The organism is Prevotella pallens ATCC 700821 (assembly GCF_000220255.1).
In the GTDB taxonomy this organism is placed as follows: Bacteria; Bacteroidota; Bacteroidia; order Bacteroidales; family Bacteroidaceae; genus Prevotella; species Prevotella pallens.
The window spans coordinates 1,154,915-1,176,018 of record NZ_GL982513.1 but is presented as its reverse complement, the minus strand read 5'-3'; the positions used below and the strand labels follow the sequence as shown (position 1 = coordinate 1,176,018).

Sequence of the window (21,104 nt, the reverse complement as noted above, 5' to 3'; positions counted from 1 at the left end):
TCTTTATCATTATACTAGTAGTGTAAAAGGCTGAATATTCCACTGATGGATATCAAACTCAGTCAAGCAAGCAATCCATAAGCTTTTGTATGTCTTATATAATAAGATAAGGTTTCTGTAACTCTAGTAAAGAGCATCTACTTATATCTAACAATTTAGGTGTGCATTGTTAGAAAATATCTATTGAAGTTTACCTCCTTCTATTGTGCATTTCTGTATCAATAGTTATTATCCTTTCTTTTTCTATGTAAAATAATAAGGTGCATTATGGTTTCGTTTTAGATATGGGCAATTATAATGCTGGGCGATACTTGCTAAATAGTTGTCCACCATCTGCAGAGCGAGTGTGAAGAATAGGCGTACTTACTGTGAATTGTGAAATAACTGCATTACTTATGGCACTATATTGTGTCTTTTGCAGATATTTGTCGACTCAAAAGTCTCTTTAAAGGAGGTTCATTTGTCTTGTTTATAGCTTACATTGTTTTAGATATCTGTAAGCATCGTTTCAGATATCTATTCTTCTCTTCTTAGATATCTGCAAAAGTTGTTTCAGTCATCTGAGATTAATATGAGTAACTTTTACTGTTATATTGTGAGAGTAATTTAATGAGAAATCCTTAGCTATCAATAGCCTGCAAGAAATGTATTATCACCTCTTTAGTTGTATTACGCAAACGGCTTGCAGCTACTTTGACGTCCATTGCTTCGGATAAAGGAGAATTTGGAGGATTAATTCCGAGTACTTTATAAAACCCTGCTGATAATAATAAATCAATATTATCAACACGCCCAGCAAGTGCAATAGTTGGAATATTGTTGGCTTTAGCAAGCGACATTACACCAAAGGGGAGTTTATTGTTTAGTGTTTGGTTATCTATTTTACCTTCACCCGTTATCACCAAATCAGCACCTTGCAAATGTTTAGTTAGTTCTGCCGCATCTAAAACTACATCTATACCTTTACGTAACTGCGCACCGAGCATACGAAATGCATAACCCAATCCGCCCGCAGCTCCGCTACCGGGCACAGTAGGGTCAATCTTACAAAGGTGAGCAAAGTTTCTTAAGCCACTATCTAACAATTCTACTTCTGTAGGGTTTGCTCCTTTCTGAGGTGCATAAACGTATGCGGCGCCATTATGCCCAAACAAAGGGTTATTAACATCACAAAGTATTTCTATCTGAATATCTCGTAACGTAACGAGCGAAGAAAAATCTACAGAGGTAATATGGATAAGGTCGTTCCCTGTCGGATAATTAACAAGACAATTGCCTATATAGAATTTTGCCCCCAAAGCTGCCAACATACCTGCTCCGCCATCGTTTGTTGCACTCCCACCAATACCAATAATTATGTGTTGAGCACCAGCATCTATGGCATGGAGAAGCATCTCTCCCACTCCATAAGTAGTTGTTCGCATTGGATTTCGCTTGAGTGGATCCACCTGTGTAAGACCTGCTGCAGCTGCCATTTCTAAAATAGCAATATGCGAATCTGAACTAAGAGCATAGCGAGCCATTATTGGGCGCATTAACGAATTGTGAACTTTACATACAGCCCTCTTCGCATTTGTGTAACGTGCAAGAACTTCAACCGTACCTTCACCTCCATCAGCCATTGGCAAACAAACAATTTCGGCTACAGCAGAGGCATCAGATACTCCTATGGCAGCCGTATGCACAGCTTGATCGGCAGTGAGTGAACCTTTAAATGAATCGAAAGCAAGTATAACTTTCATTATCTTACAGAAAAATAATAGCTTGTATAACTACCTTTAGGATAAGGAGGCTTTGGCTTCATTCCTTTCGATAACAATGTATACAACTTATAAGCTTCTGCGTAATATCGAGGTCGAAGACTATCGACTGGATAGTATTTCTGAACTATTTTTTTAAATGTTGGAAGATTACGATCTAATAAATATTCGTTTAACTGATAATGCACAGAGCTGGAAGTAGCCTTCTCTATAACACTATCGGGAAGAAAAACAGAATGGACTTTACCTGGATACAACACATCTTTTCCACCAATTAAACGATATTCGTACAGACTATCGGGTAGATGACCAGCACGTGCAATACAATATATAGTAAGCATTGTAGTAACCGAGTCTACATTTCTCATTCGCTTTATATTGCTCAAAGCTGCCTCATATTGCTTATTGAATACTAATGTTTCAACCTTCATTCTTTCGTGAAAGCCTCGATCTGAATTACTAAAGATACCTATTAGCAATAAAAAAGATGTCAATGTTCCAAGATTTATCCACAGTAGTTGAGAAACAAAACCAGAACACCTTATTTCTGGCTCGTATGGCTCGTAACGCCGCACGTTGTATGCTATAATAAAATATAAAATCAACAACAGAGGAGCTAACCAAGCCCAAGTATCCCATATTGTAGATATCGGTCCGTTAGACTTAATAGAAGTAAGTATTGTAAGGAAGAGGACAGAAGGGAAATAAGTTAAAGCATGTCCGCGTTTATTAAGTTTCAATACAGAATAAACACAAACTTGAAGAAGCTGTAACACAAATGTAATTAAGCCAGCGCCAAGCCATGCCACATAATGAGTCTGCCCATTAGAAGCCTCATATTGTGTATAAGAGAGAATATCGGTCTGGTAAAAGTATAAATAACAAAATGTAAAAACACAAAATGTTATTGCACAACAAATACGCATAGACCTATATTTTATATTCATCGTATTATTTTTCCTTTCGTAAAACTAAGGCACTTCGAGCCGGGATGTAGAGTTTCAACCATCCTTTACCATCTTTTTCATAAAGAGGATCGGATAAAGTAATGTGCTTAACTTTTTCATCTACAAAACCAAAGCCTCCATATTCCCACGAATCAGTATTCAATACCACTTTATAACTACCATTAGGAACAAGAAAACCATAATCGGAGAATGAACGTGTAGGTGAAAAATTGAAAACGAATATCAAATTATTTCGACTAAAAGCTAGTATTTGGTCTGAGTCGTTATGCCATATTTCTTGCAATACAGTATCGTTAAAGTGAGGCTCACTCTTTATAACTTCCAGCATTTTCTTATCAAAGTCGCTGAGAAAGTGGTAACAAAGCTCTTTATTATCTACCAGATTCCATTGACGTCGCGCATATTTATAACTCCACCCATTACCTTCTCTAGGAAAATCTATCCATTCTGGGTGTCCAAACTCGTTACCCATAAAGTTTAAATAGCCACCATTTATAGTACTTGCTGTTACCAATCGTATCATCTTGTGCAATGCAATACCACGTCGTGCCCTATCATTCTCATCGCCTTTTTTGAAATGCCAATACATATCAGAATCTATTAAGCGAAAAATAATAGTTTTATCACCTACTAAAGCTTGGTCGTGCGACTCGCAGTAAGATATTGTACGTTCATCGCTACGTCTATTTTTTACTTCCCAGAATATAGATGAAGGTTTCCACGCCTCATCTGGTAGTTCTTTTATCGTCTTTATCCAATAGTCAGGAATATTCATTGCCATACGATAATCAAATCCATAGCCACCATCTTTAAATTTTGCAGCTAATCCTGGCATTCCTGAAACCTCTTCAGCAATTGTTATTGCTTGATGATTTACTTCGTGTATTAAGTAGTTTGCTAATGTGAGATAACAGATTGCATTATCGTCCTGATGTCCATTAAAATAGTCAGCATAGTTACAAAAAGCTTCGCCCAAACCATGGCTATAATACAACATCGATGTTACACCATCGAAGCGAAAGCCATCGAACTGAAATTCTTCGAGCCAGTATTTACAATTCGATAAGAGAAAGTGTAACACTTCGTTCTTCCCATAATCGAAACAAAGTGAATCCCAAGCAGGATGTTCGTGGCGCTCTCCTGGATAGAAATATTGATTAGGGTCGCCTGCAAGATTTCCTAATCCTTCTATTTCATTCTTCACAGCGTGTGAATGAACAATATCCATAATAACTGCTAATCCGTTAGAATGCGCTTCGTCAATGAGTTCCTTGAGCTCTTCAGGAGTACCAAAACGAGAACTTGGAGCAAAGAATGAACTTACATGATAGCCAAAGCTACCATAATATGGGTGCTCTTGTATTGCCATAATTTGAATTGCATTGTATCCTTCGTCTACAATGCGTGGTAATACATTATTTTTAAATTCGAGATAAGAACCAACTTTTTCAGCATCTTGTGCCATTCCTATATGACATTCATAAATAAGAAGTGGAGATTTGTTTGGCTTAAAGTTCTTATGTTTCCAATGATATTTCTTTTTAGGACACCATACTTGGGCTGAGAATATTTTTGTTTCTTCGTCTTGAACAACTCGTTGTGCCCATGCAGGAATACGTTCACCTTCTCCTCCTTCCCACAAGACATACATTTTAAACAAATCGCCATGATGCATTTTATCTTCATCAAGTGTTAATTCCCAATCGCCATCAGTTCCTTCTTTCCTTTTACATTCGTAATCTTCACAGCATTTCCAATCATTAAAGTCGCCTATCAAATACAGGTGTGTTGCATTGGGTGCCCATTCACGAAATATCCATTTCCCCTTTACTTTATGTAAGCCATAATAATTATATCCATTAGCAAAGTCGGAAAGAGTTTGCTTGCCTCCAAGAGTTAATTCCTTAATACGTTCTACAGCATGGTTATGTCTACCACAAATAGCCTCATTAAAAGGAGTTAAATAACTATCATTCTTTACTATACCCATCAAGTGGGTATTATTTTCTGCACTCGTGGCTGTTATTATTTTATCCTGTCTTTTCATAACTATTTTATTTTGCTTTAATTGTTGTGACGAATACCTTTTTCGTAATAACCTTGCGCAACTACGTTCCCATTACTATCAGTTTCAGTAAACTTTCCATCACGTATGTCATCTCGATAGAATCCTTCGAAACGTATTCCTTTTTTATCTTGTTCTATTGCTCCTCCATTACGTTTTCCATTGCGATACATACCACGAAACCTACTTCCATCTGCATAATGGATTATTATTTGCCCGTCCATATAACCATTACGAAACTGTCCTTCTATAATATCCTTATCCTTTTTTGTTAGTTTTCCTTGTCCGTTTTGTAAGCCATTCTCCCAGTTTCCGACATAGATATCGCCATTTTTCCACACCATAGTACCAAGTCCAGACTTCAACCCTTTTAAGAATCTGCCCGTATATTGCTCACCATTTTTATAGCGTAATATCCCTTGCCCAGTCCTTTCATCATCAAGATAGTCTCCCTCGTATATATCACCGTTACTAAACTTATATACTCCTTTTCCATTGCGCAAGTCATTCTTCCAATCACCATTATATTCTTCACCACTGTGATAAATATAAATACCTTTACCTTCTTTCAGATTATTATTCCAATCGCCTACGTATTCTGAGCCATCTTTCCAAACAAAACGACCATGGCCACTCTTAACATCATTCTTCCACATACCATCGTAATACGCACCATTGGCAAAAGTATAACGCCCCATTCCATTCCGTTTATCCATAGCCCATTCGCCATCATAAACATCACCGTTATAATAACGCATTACACCATGACCTTGCTGATAGTCTTTATACCAAAGACCATCATAAACATTTCCATTCTTAAATGTAAATACTCCTCTACCATGTTGCTGATCCTGAAACCATTGTCCAGAATATTTTTCTCCATCTGAGAAGAAATAAGTACCTTCACCTTGACGTTTCCCTTTCACAAATTCACCTTCATATACATCTCCATTCTTATATCGAATTTTATTATAGTCAGATGATTTGCCTGTTACAATCTTTTCTTTATTTTGAGTGTCTTTCTTTGAAACAGTAGAATTCACTCCTCCATTCTGTGCCAGAATTAAAGATGGCATAACAGAGAATATTATCACAATATATAGATTCTTCATCATATTCACAATTACCTTTAGTTGCAAAGATACGTTTTTCAAATGGCTTCTCCAAGAATCTAAACTCTTTTTTACTTATTTATCCAACATGTAACCAGAATGTAATCAGAATATATCGATTGTGTAAATTCAATCCATGTATTAGTCTTTAGGTTTAATAGTCGTTTATTTATAACATCTACCTTCATTTCTTGATAGGTAAGATGCTGTTCAGAATAGAGTTTATACACTGCCTCTTTTGCGCACCACACAGTCAATAAATCAGGTGTCTCATTGTATATTTCATCTGGTCGCAAAAATCTTTTGGCAATCTTTTTTATCCTATCAGAGTAGTATTCTATATCTATTCCTACTTGTAAATGCTTTGACAAGAGTATAGCTACAATTCCCTTTGTATGTGATACACTAATATTATATCCTTTTATAAATGGTTTTCCATCTTCATTATGGGTAATACTAACATCGTAACCTAACATCTGCCTAAGCAATTCTTTTTCTCCTTGCTTCTCAGCATCTCTACCGAGTGCAATATCAAGAGTACCTAACATTAAATCTTTAGCAGGATAACTAATACTGCTTCCCATCTTTCTGGATTGTTATTTTAATTTTACTTATACGCAGATTTTCAATAGCCATTACTTCGAACTGAAAGTTCTTATATCTTGCTGTTTCGTGTAAAATTGGGAAATCTCCCTTTATTTCTAGTAACAATCCTGCCAGAGAATCAGCATCACCTTGTATCTCCTCAAAAGTATCATCATCAATATCTAACACTCTCGTAAAATCGCCAATAGATGTTTTTCCTTCAAATATATACTCATTAGTTGATAATTTCCGATAAAAAGATTTATCGTCATCAAATTCATCATTTATCTCACCAACTATCTCTTCAAGAATATCCTCTAATGTAACAAGTCCACTTGTTCCACCAAATTCATCAACAACTATTGCTATGTGCATTTTATTCTCTTGAAATTCACGCAATAAGTCATCTATCTTCTTTGTTTCAGGTACAAAAAAAGGAGGGCGTATCATACTTTGCCATCTAAAGTTAGTTGGCTTTGTTAAATATGGAAGTAGATCTTTTATATATAGGATACCACGAATATTATCTTCATTATCTTGATAGACAGGTATTCGAGAATAATTATTTTCTACAATACATTTCAAAACTTCTGCATAATTAGAACGCACATTAAGGTCTATAATGTCTTGTCGTGATGTCATAATCTCCTTCACTGTTTTATCGACAAAACGAATAATGCCCTCAAGCATATCTTGCTCACTGCTTATCTCATTCTTGTTTGTTAGTTCTAGAGCCTGTTCTATTTCATCCATTGATAACCGTCTTGTTTTCTTCTTTAGAATTTTTTCTGCGAAGAAACTACTACACATCAAGATGTTTTCTATCGGCCAGAATACACGACGAGCTACCAATATTCCATTAACAGCATAACGACAAAACCTTAGTGGGTTCATACTGCTATAGACTTTAGGCATAATTTCACCAAAAAGAAGAAGAAGGAAAGTTAGAAGAATTGTTGCACAAAGTATTTCAACCCAAGCAACTTTAAACACCACCGTTTCACGTAACACGAAACCAGATAACATTACAATCGTAACATTAACCAAATTGTTTAAAATAAGTATTGTTGCCAATGTGCGTTCACTATCATCGCGAAGCATTTGGATATTCTTATCCACCTTGTTCTTTTGTGGTTCAAGTTCGTCAATATCAGTAGGAGACAAACTAAAGAATGCTATCTCTGAGCCACTCGCAAAGCCCGAAACATAAAGAAGCAAACATACTAAGATTGCAGCAAACACAACTCCAAGTGTTGGAGTATGGAACTCTACAAGAGAGGTTATAAATGTAGCTAAATCATCCATTAAAATGATTATTTGAAATTATCTATGTTGTCTGTCATTGGTAATGGGTCGTCAGTGCCAACATTAGAGACTTCATTCTTTTTAGATGTAGCTAACCATTCTAAAGAATCTACATAAATTTCTGTAACTTGCCGACGAATACCTTTCTTATCATCATAATTACGATATCGCACCCGACCTTCTACATAAAGTTTATCGCCCTTATGAATATATTTTTCAGCATATTTACTAAGATTTTTAAATAACACTATATCATGCCAATCGGTATGATCAGGCACCTTTGTTCCATTTGCTAAAGTATATCCTCGTTCTGTGGTTGCCAAAGGGAAAGATGCAACGCATTGGTCAGTATCATAATAATGTACCTCAGGTTCTTTACCTACATATCCTATCAACATTACCTTATTCATAACTGAGAATATAATAATTATCAACTTTCAATTGGTATTATTTCCACATACCAAGATATCTAAAGTTAAAGTTTTTTCCTTTAGCTGATGGGAACTGGCTACGAGAGTCTACACGATCTCTTAAGTAATCAACAATACGGTTATAACAGTCAATACCAGAAACAGACTTACATTGTGCAACAAATATAGTATCTCGATACTCATATTTTCCTGTTGCAACAATATAAACCACACGCTTAAAATTTAGAGTACCTTCATACCACCCATCACGTTCTTCATTAAGATGCATTATTGTTGGGTTTTCTTTTTTCAAAGTCATACCTCCCATTCTGATAGCTTTTTTCTGCTTAAAATCAAGCATTGTCTGAGCCTCTGTCTTTATTATAATAAAGTACACGCGCGGGCGTACCTTATATCGTTTTGGGTAATAAACATCACTCTCAGCATACAAGCGTATATCATCTTCCAACTCTGGTGTAAGTTGAATATCCGGAATTGAGGCAAGAAAATCTAATGCCTCTTCAACATTATATGCTAATGTCTCATTATCGAAATATCTTAAATATAAATTCATTTAGCTGGTGTTAGTATGTTTCTCGTTAAAAATAAGAGCGGAAAACGAGACTCGAACTCGCGACCCCAACCTTGGCAAGGTTGTGCTCTACCAACTGAGCTATTTCCGCAACAACAATTCATTTCTCTTTCAAGAAATTATATCTAATATAAGTGAAGAGGAGGAGACTCGAACTCCCACGAAGCAATTTTCACTACCCCCTCAAAGTAGCGCGTCTACCAATTCCGCCACCTCTCCATAAGTGTGTATATAAGTAACTGTGCCCAGAACAGGACTCGAACCTGCACGTTATAAACACACGCACCTGAAACGTGCGCGTCTACCAATTCCGCCACCTGGGCTCGTAAGAGCAGGTCTTTATCTACTTATACTTATAAAAAAATATCAATAAGAGCGGAAAACGAGACTCGAACTCGCGACCCCAACCTTGGCAAGGTTGTGCTCTACCAACTGAGCTATTTCCGCAAACAACATTTCACTAAATGCTTTTAAAGTCGGGGCGACAGGATTCGAACCTGCGACCACCTGGTCCCAAACCAGGAGCGCTACCGGGCTGCGCTACACCCCGCTGCAATAAAATAGATTTCCTATTTCTCATTTGCGGGTGCAAAGGTATTATATTATTTTTATCTCTCCAAATTTTATCGCATCTTTTTTCATCTTTTTTTAATATAACAGTCCTTTCTTACGAAAACATTGATGGTTCAGCTCCAATAAAATCTTTATATAAATATGATTATAAGAGTTTTACAAGCATCAAGAGCACATTTATGCATTCTGTAGAAAAAAGGTAAAGAATTTATAAGTAGTGTCTACTGTCTATTCATCAATCAAATAAAACTTCTAAAATGTGTAGAAAATACTATCAGATACAGCTACTTCTATTTTAGATATCTATCACCTTCGTCTCAGATATCTATAACGTTCGTCTCAGATATCTGTCAGTTACAAATTAGATATCACAAAAAGCAGCAACCTTTATAACGCTATATTATGCCACTTGAAAGATGTTTATTCAGATAAAAATTATGAATTCTTTTATTCTACAATATCTTAAAACTATTATTACTATAAGATTCTGAACAGTAATACATTATTTCATACCCGTTGCATAGAAGTGAAATTTATTTCAATAGCCATATCTTCTAAAGTATACGCATCAGATGTAAAAAGACTAGCTATCAGTGAGGACGGCGCCCCCCTCATATTATCCTCAAAGAATAAGGTGGAAAGCCTTTCCACTCCTACTGATAGTTTTGTCTTCCGCCGGCGAAGTTACACAATCTTCTCAAACAAAGCAAGAAAAGGAGAACAAACTTTCACCCACACCACGAAAAGACGGTGAGAGCATAACAGACTACGCCGAAAGAGTTGCAGAAGAACACCAGGCGCAACGTACACGCAAAGAAGAGGAAGCAAAGGTTGATACCAATCCAACCAAAGCAGAAAAGCCAACAGAAGAGAACGCTGCACCAGCCAACACACAAACAGAAGAAACTAATAACAGCAGAGGAGATAGCCAAAGCGAAGAGCAACCAACAGAAGTTCCAACTGGCGTGCGAAGCAGTAATGAGAATGGAACTCTACCTCAAAGCACACCCACAGAAGTAGACAAAGAGCCATTATCAGAAGAAGCAGCACAGAGTTTAATAACTTCAATGGAGGAAAACGCCATTGAAGACCCCGAAATCAGACTAACGCCCCAAACGTGGTTAGAAACTTTTGGTATTAACAATTCTATCGATACTCCCATTGGTAAAGTACGAATGGGAGAAAATCAATACGCAAAATTACAAGATAAGAAACGCACATCCGAGTTTGGCATGATTTCACTTACTTTGTCAGACCCCGATGTAATTTTTGTGGAGCCAAGCAAAGCTAAAGGAGAAGATGTAGCAGAACGCAATTTCTCTTATGTTTTTGCCAAGACGTTTAAACGTAATGGTAATAAAGTAAAATATTATACGTCTGTTACAGTTTCTATTGACGGATTGGAAATATCTGTAAGCAGCCATTTCGTAAATCCCAATAAAATGCTCAATAAGCTAATGGAGTTTAATCGTGAATATACAAAAGAAACATTATTCTCCAACAGCTCTGAAATGCGCTTAGCTGAACATCAAAGTGATGTGCCGGACCTCCTTCCTACGCAAGAGAATAATGTTTCTTCTGACAGCAAAGTTACACAATCTTCTCAAACAAAGCAAGAAAAGGAGAACAAATTTTCGCCCACACCACGCAAAGACGGTGAGAGCATAACAGACTATGCCGAAAGAGTAGCAGAAGAACACAAGGCACAACGTACACGCAAAGAAGAGGAAGCAAAGGTTGATACCAACCCCACCGATGCACAAAAGGAAGCTGGCAACTACAAAAAAGGACACGTCAAAGTAGACGGACTTAATATTACCATCGAACAGCCAAAGGGTAGTATTCGTCGTGGCACTGATGCAAACGGCAAGCAGTGGGAAAGCGAAATGCACAATACCTACGGCTACATTCGTGGTACTGAAAGTGTAGACGGAGACCATATCGATATATTCCTTTCTGACAATCCTACAGAAGGAAATGTGTTTGTTGTAGACCAGGTCAATCAACGGACAGGTGATTTCGACGAACATAAGGTAATGTATGGCTTTAACTCAATGGAAGAAGCAGTACAAGCATACCGTGACCAATACGAAGATGGTTGGAAAGTTGGTACAGTCACCGAAGTAAGCCGTGAGGAGTTCAAGAAATGGGTTGATAGCTCTGTCCGCAAAACGAAACCATTTGCTGAATATAAAAGTGTAAAGTCAGAAATGGGGGTTGGCTTTGAAACAGAAGCACAAAAGCCAACAGAAGAGAACGCTGCACCAGCCAGCACACAAACAGAAGAAAACAATGCGCATAATTCAGAAAAAATTATGCACGAACAAAAGAATGTACAACTGCAGCAAGCTATCAACGCCTACGAAAACGCAACTAAATTCTACTATCAGCAACTAAAGGAAGGGAAACTCGACAAAGTATTCGAGAGTAAACAATGGAAAGATGTACTCCGCAAACAAACAGAACTGCAAAAAGTACTATTGCAGCTCAACTCCGAAGAACTGAAAGAACTACTCAAACAAACAACTAACGAAGACACCAAAAATGAAATCAAAGGGGCATTAGATGCAGTACTTAGACAAGAACAACGGTCTATAGAATATAACGCAGTCTTAGACAAGCAAGAACCCATAACGCCTATATACAAAGAAGAGAAGAAATCCATTGCCGTTACAGAGTTTGTAGAAACGGACAAGAAAGAAGCAGAGATACACCCCGTTCTCACTGGCGTTTACCACGACAACGGCTATGTTGTGGGCACTAATGCGCATATCTTGTTGGCTCGTAAAGAAGACTATAACAAATCTTTAGAGGGAAAGATAACAAACAAGAAAGGCGAGGTTATAGATGGCAAATATCCAAATTGGCGAGCTGTAGTCGAGGGTGAAACTACAACAAATTCGTGGGGTATCAATCTTGATAAACTGCACGCATTTGTAAGAGGCGTGCTTACCAAACTAAAGGCAGACGGAGCAAAGAAGAGTACTATCGACAGCGCAACTATAGCATTTAAGGACACTGACGGCAAAATTATTGTGTGCAACGCAAAAACACTCGACAAGGCATTGCGTGGAGCAAAAAGCATAGGGGCAACTGAATTCGGAAACACATCTGAAACATTCGCACACGCACAAACCAAAAAAGGCTACGTCGTTTGCCCAACAATCTCCACATACCACAGCATAAACGATAACTGTTTCGTATACGGCACGAAAGAAGCGGCACGACAACAAACCACTGCAACACTCACCAACGACACAGAAGCAAAACAGAAAGCCACAGAGGCGGTCTTAGCGGCTTTATCTAAGGCAGGTATAGAGGTTGTGCGTGCGACTGACGAAGAGGTAAAAGAATTGCTTAGCAACTCCCATGCAACCACATTGCGCACCCCACAAGGCACAATTTATGGTTGGTCGGTTAATGGTAAAATTTATCTTACAGAAGCAGGAATAAACCCTGATACGCCAATCCACGAGTACACCCACTTGTGGGCAGAAGCAATGATGATAAAAAACAAGCAAGGCTGGAACAGCATAAAATCTCTCCTGAAAGACACTCCTGTATGGAAAGAAGTCATAGCCGACCCCAACTATTCCAACATCAAAGACAACGAAGATGCCGTTACAAGTGAAGTCTTAAGCCGTATCAGTGGCAAAAAGAATGCTGCAAAAATGGAGGAGGAAGCACAAAGGGCTATAGATGAAGCTAAAGGTGTTTTTGAAAAAGCGGAAGCTACAACCATTCTCCTTAATCTAAAAAGGGCTATCAAACAGTTCTGGCACTGGGTAGGAAAGAACGTCTTCGGAATCAAAGACTTTAAAAACATTGACGAAGTTACAGACAGAATACTGTACGACTTGCTAAGCAATACAAAACTTACAGAAGAAGACAATAAAGAAATAGCAAAGCGAGACAAGCTATACCTCGATGCCGTAGAACGTGGCGATATGGAGACAGCTCAACGAATGGTAAACGAAGCCGCAGTACAAAATGGATACGTTCCTAATTCAGAATATCAAGGCTCATCAGCTTTTAATGGCGCAGCACCTTATGGTAATGGCTACTTCCTTACAAAAGAAGAACGCAAGGAAGCATACGAAAACGACGAGTTCGATGGCGATACCAGCTTAGACGATTATGTTAATAGTGGCATCGACCCTATGAACTTAGACTACCTTACAAACGACAGCAGCTACCGCCACGCTGACGATGCAAGAAAGGAAGCCATCGAAAACCTTAGAAACGTTTTCCAAAACAAACGGCAAACCATAACAATGTACCGCAGTGTTCCATCATCTATCAAGGAGGGCAGTTTTCGCAATGGCGATTGGGTAACGCCAAGTTACGCCTATGCAGTAGAAAACGCACGTGTGCACGGCTGGGGTAACAATTACCGCATCATAGAACAAAAAGTTCCTATCTCTGACGTGTGGTTCGATGGCAACGATATTGCAGAGTTCGGTTATGGCAACGAAAACGATTTTATAAACGACAAGGACTATCTTTACAGCAACACAAAGAACAACCGAAAGTTACCCGATGCAGTAACTTACGATGATAAAGGAAACGTCATACCGCTTAGCAAACGTTTCAACAAAGCAAAAAGCGACCCACGTTTTCAGATAGTAGGCAATAGTCTGTCAGATGAAGAAAAGAAGATTGTCGAAACTGCAAAGGCAAACGACACTTATATGAAAGCACCTAACGGCAAGCCTACCAATCTTAGCGAAAAGCAGTGGGCACAAGTAAGAACCACAGCTTTCAAAAACTGGTTCGGAGACTGGGAAAAGGCAGCACGCATAGAAAAGGTGCGCAGGAGCAAAGCTGTCGTTATTAGTGGCAGCGAATACAAAGACAAATATGAACTAAACAGAGACAGTGCCAAAGAATGGATAAAAGATAATCTACGGGGGGAATATACCATTGCTGATACAGAAGAAATAGTTAGCCTTACCAAAGTTGGAGCAAATAAGGTAACTTCACACGGAATGAGCAACAAAGCTCATCTTCAGTCAATTGCGGCTATTCCACAATTGATACGGCATGCTATATTTATTGAAGAACGTCCTAACGAAAAGCATAATAATAAATACGACAGTTACAAATATTATATTTGCGGATTGAAAATTGGCACAACTGACTATACCGTAAAGCTGACTATTGGAGTAAAGAGTGGAAAAAAGTATTACGACCACGCTTTGACAGAGATTGAAAAAGGGAAACTGCTTGACCGTATTAACGACCAAGCAGACAAAAAAGGCTTTACAACAACTGGGGACGCACCTTTACAGTCTTATGCCCTTTCTATTGGCAAAGATAGCAAGTTACTTTCAATCCTCCAAACAAACTCATCAAAAGTTGTTGATGAAAATGGAGAACCTATGGTGGTGTACCACGGAACTTTGGCTGATGGCTTAAGGCAATTCAATACGGATTTTATAGGTAGCCGCTATAGTTACGATGAGAAAGGGTTCTTTTTTATAAGCAACAGGAAGATAGCTGATGATTATGCTGTTTCAGAATTTGATGCAAGTCGCAGGGGAGAGGTGATAGATGCTTATGTAAGCTTAGGAAATCCTCTTGTTGTCAATTCGGAATGGTGCAGGAAGAATGGTCTTGGCAGTAATGTCTTCAAGGATAATGACGTTATAGAGTTCTGGGATAACTACCAATCGCTTATAGTGGAAGAGTCTGAACAAAACGACGGCGTGATTGTAACAGATGGAGAAACGTCAATGGTTGTGGCTTTCTTCCCCAATCAAATAAAGAGTGCAACAGGCAATAACGGCAATTTCTCTACCACAGAAGACGATATCCTCTACCGTACCGTCTTCGGTGGTAATAGTGGTTACGTAGGCTACTCAATGAGCAAACGTGCTGCAGAAGCTAAAGAAGAGGGCAGATATCCAAAAACTGAATTTAGAAGAGAATATCACATAACAGCAAAGTCGCTCGATATGCTAACAAGTCTTGGTTTCATTGACAATTCAGAATGGCATCATACCAGTATGTACGGCAACAAAACACCATTCTATGGCTGGACAGAAGATGAGTTTGCAGACGATTATCTCAAACACAAGAAAGAGGTAGACACACTCTGCAAAGGTATCGACCCTAAAACAAAACAGCCACTGTTAGAGAAAGTGGAGAAACCACAGTACGAACACGAATATGAAATGCCACAATATGGCGAAGCAGAAACAGCCGCAAATCCAATTAGAGAGTGGAGACACAAGCAGATAGAAAAATACGACCAGTTTACAGGCTTTAAAGGCTATGCAAATGCTACAGAAGAAGAAAAGAAAGAAAGAGACGCTTACTTGCATTCTCTCAACGAGCAAATGGAAGAGAAGATACGAGAGATGTTAGCAAAAGACTATCCCGACTATCTTGCAGCCAAAAACGCCTTAGATGCTTATAACAATTACGAGGAAGATTTACGCAATGCAATAGGCGAATACATAAAGGAATACTTAGACATTGACAAGTATAGCCAACGATGGAGAGAACAAACCGCCACCACACAGCCCACAACCAATACAGAAGAACTTACCAACCACGCAGAAAGTGTTGTGCAAAACTTACATCTTAACAACGTAGAAATAGTACCCGATGGCAGCAGCCTCAATGGCGAGCAAGCCACTGCAAAAGGTTTCTACAACAAGCGCACAGGTAAAATCGTAGTAGTGGCAGGCAATCACACCGACATTGCAGACATAGAGAAAACAGTACTCCACGAAGCAGTAGCGCATCACGGATTGAGAGAACTCTTTGGAGACAACTTCGACAACTTCCTCGACACCGTATTTGCAAAAGCCGACATCGAAACAAGACGGCAAATAACCCACCTGTCAGCAAAACACGGCTGGAACGTACGCACGGCAACAGAGGAATATCTTGCCTCAATGGCAGAAGATACCAACTTCGAACAAATCAAACCCACACTGTGGCAGCGCATCAAACAACTCTTTGGAGAAATAATGAACGCATTTGGTTTGCACCACGCTAACATCACCGACAACGACCTACGTTATATACTATGGCGTAGTTACAAGAACCTACAAAACAGTGGCAAACACAGTATACTCGACAAGGCAGAAGACATTGCAATGCAATACAGATTGAAAGCTGGCAACTATGCCGACAAGGCAACAGACAATGTTTTGTATCGAAGCAGCATAGACCCCACCGCAACAGAAGTTCTACCCGATGCACGCACACGTTACGAAGAGGAAACAAAAGAACCCGACAATATAGATTCTGTGCCAAAAACGCACAACTTCTTTAGACGTTTCTACAAATCGTACGTAGACAGTATGCTTGCATTGAAGTCATTCACAAACAGCGTACTCGAGGCAACAGGCGACAAGATGGCATCACACGAAGACACCTACAAAGCCGAAAACGCAATGACCTCCAAAAACAAAACAGACGGTGAAGTTTACAACCCATTGTTCCCATATATGCCCCTATATCTTTATATGTAATGAATATTATTTTCTAACGCTAGAATTGTTTTATTTATACACATATAAAGTTTTACTTATGTTTAAATAATAACGTTTCATCAGCATCTAATTGATATGAAATGCGATATAATAAAATGTGTAGAATGCTATTATAACAATGTTGGACTGCAAATTGTCAGCCCAACATGATATGATATTTTTATCGTATGTATCCTACCCCACTTTTTGCTTTTGTATATAGTTGTTACTGATGTTCTTCGCGCAACAAGTCGTTTACAGTTTTTACAGGATTAAACGTAACTGCAGGAACTTCAACAAATATAGTGTTCCAATTGCTCATTGCACCATTCCAAAGTCCTGGTAGTTCTAATGCTTTTAGTTCTTTTCCGTCTTTCGACTTAGCACTAATAAAGCCAGTAGAAGGATCTACAAATTGAGGGAGATTATAAGGATTTCCATCACAATCTTTTATTGCACACACTAAATCTACCGGATTAAAATGGGTTCCTTCTTTAAACATTCGCATTGATTCAGGATTATCCTTATCAATTTGTAGGCTTTCTAGTATCTGCAAACTAACAGTATTATCGGCATTGTAAACGTAGAAAGGTCCACCGCCAGGTTCTCCACTATTCTTAACCATTCCACAAACACGCATAGGACGATTAAACTTTTCGAGCAAATAAGTTGGCAATTCTTCGTTACTAATATCGCATATATCCTTATGACGACAGTGCAAATCGTTTTCCAGGAAGTTCTTCATACATTGCAATTCAGAAGGCGTATAGTTGTTTGTTCTCAGCTTTTTAATATATTGGAAAGTCTTTTCCTGCAATGTTACCAAAAGTCCCGCTATTATATTCTTCCACTTAATAGTTTCCTCTTTCAGGCGGTCGGGTGTTACATTATCTATATTCTTAATGAAAACAATGTCAGCATCTATATCGTTAAGATTCTGAATAAGTGCGCCGTGCCCTCCAGGACGGAACAACAATGAACCATCTTCGTTACGGAAAGGTGTATTATCAAGATTGGCAGCTATGGTATCTGTACTTGGCTTCTGTTCGGAGAAACTTATAGAGAAGTGTGTGTGATACTTTTCTTCATATATAGGTTGCTTTTCAGTAGCCTTTGCTTTGAAAAGTTCAAGATGTTCATGTGATACCGTGAAATGGACACAAACCTCGTTGTTGCACGCTGCATATTGTGCACCTTCAACAAGATGTTCTTCCATAGCAGTGCGTGCACCTTCAACATATTTGTGGAACAATAGTAAGCCTTTGGGCAATTGTCCATAGTTCAGTCCGTCAGTGTGCAAGAGTGTTTCCACAACTATTTTATAGTTATTTGCAGCCAACAATTCCTCAATGTCTTTTCCGTGTGTAGTTTTGCATTTTTTGTTAAGTTCGTCATAGAAAGCAAAGCGTTTCAGATTATCGAAAAAGAACTTCTCGAAATCGGTTGTAGGCATCTCGTATGATGCATCAAGGAAAGCAAAAAGATTTTTAAACATTCTGCTAGCAGCTCCAGAAGCAGGAACAAATTTCACCACTTTGTGTTTTTCAGCCTTATAGTTATTCCAAGCTTCTGTAACAGTTTTAATTGCGTCTTCGTTTAACCGCACAATACCATTACCAATTGTTGCCGCTCTTTCTAATCGCAGAAATGGAAATCCTGTTTTAAAATCAGCAAGCTGTTTCTCAAAGTCAGCAAACTTAATACCCTTTGATTTCAATAATAGTTCGTCTTGTTTTGTTAACATAACAGTAAAAGTTTTATGTGTTTAGATAGAACAGTGCACCATAGTTCACCGCATTTGTTGTTTCTTTCGCAAATTTACTTACTTTTTCTTAATTTAGAGAGCAATCAGCTGTTTTTTTGTACCTTTGTATGGTATTATTAAAGGCGATGAATATGATTTTTACAGACGACGAACTAAAAAATCTTCATATCCTTACTAAGGAATTAAACGAAGAGTTAGCGAACGATATAACAGAAGAAGACAAAGAACGATTAGCTTCTTACATTAAATTAATGGAAGAAAAGGGAGCAATAGAACGCAATGTCTTTGGTTTAAACGAACTACTTTGTGCAATGCAGACGTCGCTAATAGCTGTTCGCAGTATAGGTTTAAAGCGCGAGTCGGTATTTGCAACCGTGTTGTATGCTGGTTACGAAAATGGCGTATTAGAGATAAAACAAATTGAGACTGATTTTGGGCAGAATGTTGCACAGATTATTCAAGGATTGGTACGCATTCAGAATCTGTATAAAAAGAATCCTATCATAGAAAGTGAAAACTTCCGTAATCTCTTACTCTCTTTTGCAAAAGATATGCGAGTAATATTGATTATGATTGCCGATCGTGTGAACCTAATGCGACAAATACGCGATACTACTAATAAGGAAGCACAAAAACAGGTTGCAGAGGAAGCAAGCTACCTGTATGCACCACTCGCGCACAAGTTGGGACTCTATCAGTTAAAAAGTGAACTAGAAGACCTATCATTAAAATACCTAGAACACGATGCATACTACCATATAAAAGAAAAGCTGAACGAAACAAAGAAAGAACGAGATGCCTACATAAAACAATTCATTGAACCTGTTAGTAAAGCTCTTCAGAATGCAGGGTTACGTTTTCATATAAAAGGAAGAACAAAGTCGATACACTCTATTTGGCAGAAAATGAAGAAACAAAAGTGTGCGTTTGAGGGTATATACGACTTATTTGCTATTAGAATTATCTTGGACTCGCCGCTTCAAATGGAAAAGATGCAATGTTGGCAAGCATATTCTATCGTAACAGATATGTATCAGCCAAACCCTAAGCGTCTGCGCGATTGGTTGTCTGTACCAAAGTCTAATGGCTATGAATGTCTACATATTACGGTTTTAGGACCGAATGCAAAATGGGTAGAGGTGCAAATTCGTACTGAGCGTATGGACGAAATAGCCGAACATGGACTAGCAGCTCATTGGAGATATAAAGGAATAGAAGCAGAAGAAGGAATGGATACGTGGTTGGCTTCTATCAGAACGGCATTGGAAGCAGGCGACAACTTGGAAATGATGACACAGTTCAAACGCGACCTATACGACAAAGAAATTTATGTATTCACACCAAAAGGAGATCTACTTAAGTTTCCTAAAGGTGCCACATTGTTAGACTTTGCTTACCACATTCATTCAAAAATTGGAAACCAATGCGTTGGTGGAAAGATTAATAACAAAAATGCCTCTATAAGAACCGAACTACACAGTGGAGACACAGTAGAAGTAACAACCTCTACTACACAAAAACCAAAGCAAGAATGGCTAAACATCGTTAAATCTGCCCGGGCAAAGTCAAAAATACGTCTTGCACTAAAGGAAACACAAGTGAAAGAAGGCGCCTTTGCAAAAGAAATGCTCGAAAGAAGATTCAAGAATAAAAAGATAGAAATTGAAGAACAAACACTTTATCAAGTCATCAAACATCTTGGCTTCAAAGAGATTTCCATATTCTATAAACAGATAGCTGACGAGAAACTCGATATTAATAATGTTATTGAAACTTATCAGCAACTTTACAACCAAACACACAATCAAAATACGCCAAAAGAGACTGAAAGTGCAGAAAAGTTTGAACTTGCTGATGAAACAAGCGAATTGCTAAAGAATAACGAAGATGTACTGGTAATAGATCAGAACCTAAAAGGTATAGATTTCTCACTATCTAAGTGTTGCAATCCCATCTACGGCGATCCTATCTTTGGTTTCGTTACTGTGAATGGTGGAATAAAGATACATAGAGAAGACTGTCCGAATGCACCTGAATTGCGGAAACGTTTTGGCTATCGCATAGTAAAAGCAAAATGGAGTGGTAAAGGCGGGGCAAATTATAGCATAACATTACGCATTATAGGATACGATGACATAGGTATCGTAAACAACATTACTAATATTTTATCTAAAGAGGAGAAAGTTGTGATGCGTTCTATCAATATAGACTCACACGATGGTATATTCTCAGGAAATCTTGTCGTATTAATAGAAGACACTTCAAAACTGAATTCAATTATAAAGAAGTTGAAGAATATAAAGGGAATAAAGCAGATTATAAGACTATAAAGATTATAAAGGCTCAGTAGGAAACAAAGGGAGAAATTGAAAGCATCGCCTTATTGTTTTCACAATTCGAACAACAATCGCAGATTTTTAGGAGAGGTCTCTATGATGTTTAGAGATGTTCCATCTGACGTTATCTACTCTTATTTCAGATA

At 38.2% G+C, this 21,104-nt stretch carries 11 protein-coding genes and 5 tRNA genes; 2 read left to right on the top strand and 14 right to left on the bottom strand.

The window, feature by feature from the left end; translation table 11 throughout:
* Positions 1-620: 620 nt before the first annotated feature.
* The 13 genes from HMPREF9144_RS04465 to HMPREF9144_RS04405 form a co-directional block, all read right to left on the bottom strand.
* Entirely contained in the window at positions 621-1,742 is a 1,122-nt protein-coding gene (locus tag HMPREF9144_RS04465; protein WP_006044691.1) for a glycerate kinase, read from the bottom strand.
* The gene (locus HMPREF9144_RS04460) at positions 1,742-2,707 is read right to left on the bottom strand and encodes a hypothetical protein (RefSeq protein ID WP_040595384.1); all 966 of its coding nucleotides are present in this window, start codon (positions 2,705-2,707) and stop codon (positions 1,742-1,744) included. Before HMPREF9144_RS04460 ends, HMPREF9144_RS04465 begins: the two co-directional genes overlap by 1 nt.
* Positions 2,708-2,711: 4 nt before the next feature.
* On the bottom strand, positions 2,712-4,775 hold the full coding sequence (locus HMPREF9144_RS04455) for an alpha amylase C-terminal domain-containing protein (protein WP_006044689.1): 2,064 nt from the start codon (positions 4,773-4,775) through the stop codon (positions 2,712-2,714).
* A 17-nt stretch (positions 4,776-4,792) separates the two neighbouring features.
* Positions 4,793-5,908, bottom strand: coding sequence for an MORN repeat-containing protein (locus tag HMPREF9144_RS04450; protein WP_006044688.1), 1,116 nt, complete (start codon positions 5,906-5,908; stop codon positions 4,793-4,795).
* A gap of 68 nt (positions 5,909-5,976) precedes the next feature.
* Complete coding sequence (locus tag HMPREF9144_RS04445) at positions 5,977-6,489, bottom strand: 4'-phosphopantetheinyl transferase family protein (RefSeq protein WP_006044687.1); 513 nt, start codon at positions 6,487-6,489, stop codon at positions 5,977-5,979.
* Complete coding sequence (gldE, locus tag HMPREF9144_RS04440) at positions 6,473-7,795, bottom strand: gliding motility-associated protein GldE (RefSeq protein WP_006044686.1); 1,323 nt, start codon at positions 7,793-7,795, stop codon at positions 6,473-6,475. Before gldE ends, HMPREF9144_RS04445 begins: the two co-directional genes overlap by 17 nt.
* 8 nt (positions 7,796-7,803) lie before the next feature.
* Positions 7,804-8,205 carry a single-stranded DNA-binding protein gene (locus HMPREF9144_RS04435; RefSeq protein WP_006044685.1) on the bottom strand — a complete coding sequence of 134 codons (402 nt, stop codon included), beginning with the start codon at positions 8,203-8,205 and terminating at the stop codon, positions 7,804-7,806.
* A gap of 37 nt (positions 8,206-8,242) precedes the next feature.
* Positions 8,243-8,779, bottom strand: coding sequence for a hypothetical protein (locus HMPREF9144_RS04430; protein ID WP_006044684.1), 537 nt, complete (start codon positions 8,777-8,779; stop codon positions 8,243-8,245).
* A 36-nt stretch (positions 8,780-8,815) separates the two neighbouring features.
* Positions 8,816-8,888 (bottom strand) — tRNA-Gly (locus tag HMPREF9144_RS04425).
* A 44-nt stretch (positions 8,889-8,932) separates the two neighbouring features.
* Positions 8,933-9,016, bottom strand: a tRNA-Leu gene (locus HMPREF9144_RS04420).
* 23 nt (positions 9,017-9,039) lie between these two features.
* A tRNA-Leu gene (locus HMPREF9144_RS04415) sits at positions 9,040-9,120 on the bottom strand.
* 51 nt (positions 9,121-9,171) lie between these two features.
* Positions 9,172-9,244 (bottom strand) — tRNA-Gly (locus HMPREF9144_RS04410).
* Between the two features lie 29 nt (positions 9,245-9,273).
* Positions 9,274-9,347: transfer RNA gene (locus HMPREF9144_RS04405), tRNA-Pro, on the bottom strand.
* 616 nt (positions 9,348-9,963) lie between these two features.
* Between HMPREF9144_RS04405 and HMPREF9144_RS04400 the strand changes: the two genes are divergently transcribed.
* Positions 9,964-16,857 carry a pyrophosphatase-like OB fold-containing protein gene (locus HMPREF9144_RS04400; protein ID WP_006044683.1) on the top strand — a complete coding sequence of 2,298 codons (6,894 nt, stop codon included), beginning with the start codon at positions 9,964-9,966 and terminating at the stop codon, positions 16,855-16,857.
* Positions 16,858-17,083: 226 nt separating this feature from the next.
* On the opposite strand, the gene HMPREF9144_RS04395 is transcribed toward HMPREF9144_RS04400, so the two are convergent.
* On the bottom strand, positions 17,084-18,601 hold the full coding sequence (locus HMPREF9144_RS04395) for a DUF4301 family protein (protein WP_006044682.1): 1,518 nt from the start codon (positions 18,599-18,601) through the stop codon (positions 17,084-17,086).
* A 152-nt stretch (positions 18,602-18,753) separates the two neighbouring features.
* Here HMPREF9144_RS04395 and HMPREF9144_RS04390 point away from each other — a divergent pair, with 152 nt between their 5' ends.
* Complete coding sequence (locus HMPREF9144_RS04390) at positions 18,754-20,952, top strand: RelA/SpoT family protein (protein ID WP_040595571.1); 2,199 nt, start codon at positions 18,754-18,756, stop codon at positions 20,950-20,952.
* The last annotated feature ends 152 nt before the right edge of the window (positions 20,953-21,104 follow it).

Bases quoted from the DNA above. Each gene is read 5' to 3' on its own strand.
- HMPREF9144_RS04395 (WP_006044682.1), bottom strand. From the start codon at position 18,601: ATGTTAACAAAACAAGACGAACTATTATTGAAATCAAAGGGTATTAAG.
- gldE (WP_006044686.1), bottom strand. From the start codon at position 7,795: ATGGATGATTTAGCTACATTTATAACCTCTCTTGTAGAGTTCCATACT.
- HMPREF9144_RS04435 (WP_006044685.1), bottom strand. From the start codon at position 8,205: ATGAATAAGGTAATGTTGATAGGATATGTAGGTAAAGAACCTGAGGTA.
- HMPREF9144_RS04455 (WP_006044689.1), bottom strand. From the start codon at position 4,775: ATGAAAAGACAGGATAAAATAATAACAGCCACGAGTGCAGAAAATAAT.
- HMPREF9144_RS04390 (WP_040595571.1), top strand. From the start codon at position 18,754: ATGATTTTTACAGACGACGAACTAAAAAATCTTCATATCCTTACTAAG.
- HMPREF9144_RS04445 (WP_006044687.1), bottom strand. From the start codon at position 6,489: ATGGGAAGCAGTATTAGTTATCCTGCTAAAGATTTAATGTTAGGTACT.
- HMPREF9144_RS04460 (WP_040595384.1), bottom strand. From the start codon at position 2,707: ATGAATATAAAATATAGGTCTATGCGTATTTGTTGTGCAATAACATTT.
- HMPREF9144_RS04465 (WP_006044691.1), bottom strand. From the start codon at position 1,742: ATGAAAGTTATACTTGCTTTCGATTCATTTAAAGGTTCACTCACTGCC.
- HMPREF9144_RS04450 (WP_006044688.1), bottom strand. From the start codon at position 5,908: ATGATGAAGAATCTATATATTGTGATAATATTCTCTGTTATGCCATCT.
- HMPREF9144_RS04430 (WP_006044684.1), bottom strand. From the start codon at position 8,779: ATGAATTTATATTTAAGATATTTCGATAATGAGACATTAGCATATAAT.